This window comes from Humidesulfovibrio sp., from assembly GCF_035560995.1.
GTDB lineage: Bacteria > Desulfobacterota > Desulfovibrionia > Desulfovibrionales > Desulfovibrionaceae > Humidesulfovibrio.
Window position 1 is genome coordinate 1 of the sequence record NZ_DATMYK010000012.1, and the last position, 4,090, is coordinate 4,090.

At 64.7% G+C, this 4,090-nt stretch carries 4 protein-coding genes; all 4 read right to left on the reverse strand.

Going from position 1 to position 4,090, the window contains the following annotated elements; all coding sequences use genetic code 11:
- Positions 1 to 195: 195 nt before the first annotated feature.
- Positions 196 to 921: an ABC transporter ATP-binding protein gene (locus VN419_RS00355; protein WP_325643251.1), complete on the reverse strand. Its 726-nt coding sequence runs from the start codon at positions 919 to 921 to the stop codon at positions 196 to 198.
- Between the two features lie 3 nt (positions 922 to 924).
- The gene (gene livM / locus VN419_RS00360; protein ID WP_414652892.1) at positions 925 to 2,136 is read right to left on the reverse strand and encodes a high-affinity branched-chain amino acid ABC transporter permease LivM; all 1,212 of its coding nucleotides are present in this window, start codon (positions 2,134 to 2,136) and stop codon (positions 925 to 927) included.
- Positions 2,117 to 3,019, reverse strand: coding sequence for a branched-chain amino acid ABC transporter permease (locus tag VN419_RS00365; protein WP_325643253.1), 903 nt, complete (start codon positions 3,017 to 3,019; stop codon positions 2,117 to 2,119). Before VN419_RS00365 ends, livM begins: the two co-directional genes overlap by 20 nt.
- Before the next feature lie 75 nt (positions 3,020 to 3,094).
- Positions 3,095 to 4,090, reverse strand: a 996-nt coding sequence (locus VN419_RS00370) for a branched-chain amino acid ABC transporter substrate-binding protein (protein WP_325643255.1), incomplete at its 5' end; no start/stop codon positions are given.

The window sequence follows — 4,090 nt, forward strand, 5'->3', positions numbered from 1 at the left end:
GGGGGGGGCGGGGGCGGGTCAAGGCTCTGGCGGCGGGCGTGAAAAATCCCCGGAACCATGCGGCGCCGGGGATTGGAAGTTTGAACAAAACTGTGGAGAACTCTGTTCCTAACCTGTGCGTGGCCTGTTCGTGACCTGTTCCCGGGCTGTTTGTTCGCTGTTCCAAACGTCGCCAGCCGGGCTGGTTTTGCGAGGCTATTCGCCCAGATAGGCCGCGCGGATGGCCGGGTTGGCGAGCAGCGCCGCCGCGTCGTCCTCCATGACCACATTGCCGGTTTCCAGCACGTAGCCGCGGCTGGAGGACTTCAGCGCCAGGTTGGCGTTCTGCTCCACCAGCACCACGGTCACGCCGTCCACTTCGTTGATCTCGCGGATGATGCGGAAGATCTGCTGCACGATGAGCGGGGCCAGGCCCAGGCTGGGTTCGTCGAGCAGGAGCAGCTTGGGGCGGCTCATGAGCGCGCGGCCCATGGCCAGCATCTGCTGCTCGCCGCCGGAAAGGGTGCCGCCGTGCTGTTTGCGGCGCTCCAGCAAAATGGGGAACATCTGGAACACGCGGTTCTTGTCGTGGTTGATGGCGTCGGTGTCCTTGCGGAAGAACGCGCCCATGTCCAGGTTCTCCTCCACCGTCAGGCGGGGGAAGATGCGGCGGCCTTCCGGCACCTGGCACAAGCCCCGCGAGGGCAGGAGATCCGCGGCCAGGCCGTCGATGCGCTGGCCGTCGTACCAGACCTCGCCGGAAACGGGCTTGAGCACCCCGCAGATGCTCATGAGGGTGGTGCTTTTGCCCGCGCCGTTGGCGCCGATGATGCTGACCACCTCGCCGGGGTAGACCTTGAGGGACAGGTCCTTGATGGCCTTGATGCGGCCGTACGCGCTGGTGACGTTCTTCAGTTCGAGGATGGGGGTGGGGCTGGTCATGGTCTAGTCCTTCTCCTCGCTGCGAACGCCCATGCGCTTGGCGGGCCAAAGGCCCCTGGGGCGGAAGAGCATCATGATGGCCATGACGCCGCCGAACACGAACATGCGGTACAGCTCGAACCCGCGGAAGACCTCGGGCAGGGCGATGAGCGCCAGCGAGCCCAGGATGACGCCGGGGATGGAGCCCATGCCGCCCAAGACCACCATGGCCAGCACCATGGCCGACTCGATGAAGGTGAAGGACTCCGGGCTGACGAACTTCATGCGCGCGGCGAAGAAGGTGCCGGCCAGGCCGCCGAACACCGCGCCCAAGGCGTAGGCCAGAAGCTTCAGGCGCAGGGTGTTCACGCCCATGAGCTCGGCCGCGGTCTGGTCCTCGCGCACGGCCTCGAACGCGCGCCCGATGCGCGAATAGTTCAGGCGGTACACGGCGATGATGGTGAATACCGCCAGCGCAAGGATGATGTAGTAGAGCTGCTCCAGGCTGTTCAGCCAGATGTGCTCGAAACTGCCATCCTTGTACCAGTAAGCGCCCGGGGACTTGATGCCCAGCACGCCGTTGGGGCCGTTGGTCAGGCTCATCCAGTTGTTGATGACGATGCGCACTATCTCGCCGAAGCCCAAGGTCACGATGGCCAGATAGTCGCCGCGCATGCGCAGGGTGGGGTAGCCGATGATGCAGCCCGCCACGGCCGCGAAGCAGCCGGAAAGGGGCAGACACAGCCAGAAGGACAGGCCGAAGTGCACGGACATCAGCGCATAGGTGTAGGCCCCCACGCCGAAGAAGGCGATGTAGCCGAGGTCGAGCAGGCCCGCCAGGCCCACGACGACGTTCAGGCCCAGGCCCAGGATGACGTACACCAGCACGCTGATGGCCACGTCATGGGCATAGCGCTCCGTGAAGAAGGGGAAGGCCACGGCGCAGGCGGCCACCACGGCCAGGGCCAGCCAAGTGGGCACGCGGCCCGCCAGGGCGGAGGCTGCGCGCGAGGCGGCCTGGCCCGGGGCTTCCAGGAAGCGGAACACGCCGCCCTGCTTGAGCTGGTACAGAACCAGAACAATGGCCGCGGCCACGGCAACCTTGGCCCAGATGGCGAAGCTTTGGGCGAACTCCAGCCCCTCGGCCTTGATGCCCAGAAGCGGCCAGAGCAGCACATAGAACCAGGCCATGGCCAGGGCATAGCCCAGCCAGAGCTTAGACGCGCGTATCGTCAACGTTCTCTCCCATGATGCCCGTGGGCATGAAATACAAAACTGCGATGAGGATGATGAAGGCGAACACGTCTTTGTATTCGCTGGAAATATAGCCTGCGGCAAAGACCTCGATCATGCCGATGATGAGCCCGCCGAGCATGGCCCCGGTGATGTTGCCGATGCCGCCGAGCACTGCGGCCGAGAAGGCCTTCACGCCGGGCACGAAGCCCATGTCGTAGCGCACGGAGCCGTAGTACAGGCCCACCATGATGCCTGCGGCCGCGGCCAGCCCCGCGCCGATGGCGAAGGTCAGGCTGATGATGCGGCTGGAATTGATGCCGACCAGCGCGCTCATGGTCTTGTCCTGGGCCGTGGCGCGCATGGCCTTGCCGATGCGCGTCTTGAACACCAGGAGGTTCAGCGCCACGAGGAGCACGGCGGTGACGCCCACGATGATGACCTGCATGTAGGACACCACGGCGCCGCCGACCTCGAAACCGCCCTGGACCATCTCGCCGGGGTAGGCGCGGTCGTACACGCCCTGGGTGAGCATGAGGCCGTTCTGCAGAAATATGGACATGCCGAGCGCGGAGAGCAGCACGGACAGTCGGGAGGATTGGCGCAGGGGCTTGTAGGCCACTTTCTCCACCGCCATGGCGAGCAGCGCGCAGTAGCCCATGGCCAGCACAAGGGCCGCGCCAAGGCATACGGCAGGGGGGAAGCCCTGCGCGAACATCCAGCTGATGAGGATGACGCCCATGTAGCCGCCGGCGGCGTAGATCTCGCCGTGGGCGAAGTTGATGAGCTGGATGATGCCGTAGACCATGGTGTAGCCCAGGGCCACCAGGGCGTACACCCCGCCCAGGGTGATGCCGTTCACGAGCTGCTGGAGAAGGAATTCCACTTGTATTCGCGCCTTTTACAAGCGGAGGCCCCGAAGGGCCTCCGCCATGAGTTCACTCGATTAAAACAGGGGGGACTACTTCGCGAACAGCTGGCCGTTCTCGGGGTTCCAGTAGTTCGTGAACTTGCCGTCCTTGACGACCTGGATCACGTAGTTGGAGCCGGAATCGCCGTTCTCCTTGTACTTGATCTTCTTGGAGGCGCCGTCGAACTCAAGCTTCATGAGCTCGGCCTTGACCTTCTCGGGGTCGGTGCCGCCGGCGGCCTTCACGGCCTTCAGGTACGCGGTGGTGGAGTCGTAGGCATAGGCGGAGTAAGCGCCGGGCTCGCCGAACTTCTTGTAGGCCTCGGCGAACTTCTTGTAGGCCGGGGTCTCCTTGTCGGTGTAGCCGAAGGTCAGGTACACGCCCTCGGCGTCCTTCTTGGCCAGTTCCATCAGCTGCGGATGGTACACGGCGTCCTGGGCGAGGATCTTGGTCTTGATGCCCATGCGGGCGATCTGGATGAGCATGGGGGCGGCGGAGGCGCTGTTCTGCAGGCTGACGTAGAAGACGTCGGGCTTGGCGGCCTTCACCTTGGTCAGAACGGCGGAGTAGTCCTTGTCGCCCTGGTTCACGTGCTCGTGGCCCAGCACCTTGAGACCGGCGGCGGCGGCCATCTTCTCGACGTTGTCGGCCAAGCCCTGGGAGTAGGTGGTCTTGTCGTCCACGATGTAGACGGTCTTGGACTTCAGCTGGTCGGTCATGAACTTGATGGCGGCCTTGCTCTGGTCGTCGTCACGGCCGCAGGTGCGGAACATGTAGGGCATGCCGCGCTCGGTGACCTTTTCGCTGGTGGAGGCCGGGGTGATCATGAAGATCTTGGCGGCGATGAGGGGCTCGGAAGCCGGGATGGTGGCGCTGGAGCAGTACGCGCCGATGACGGCGGCGGCCTTCTCGTTGATGAGCTTGTTGGCGGCGGCCACGGCCTGGCGCGGGTCGCAGGCGTCGTCTTCGGCCTGGAGCGTCACGGGGCCAAGGGGGCCCATCTCGGCGTTCATGACCTCGATGGCGGCGAGCACGCCGTTCTTGAT

Coding starts and splice junctions, on each gene's coding strand:
- VN419_RS00355 (WP_325643251.1), bottom strand. CDS start 921: ATGACCAGCCCCACCCCCATCCTCGAACTGAAGAACGTCACCAGCGCG.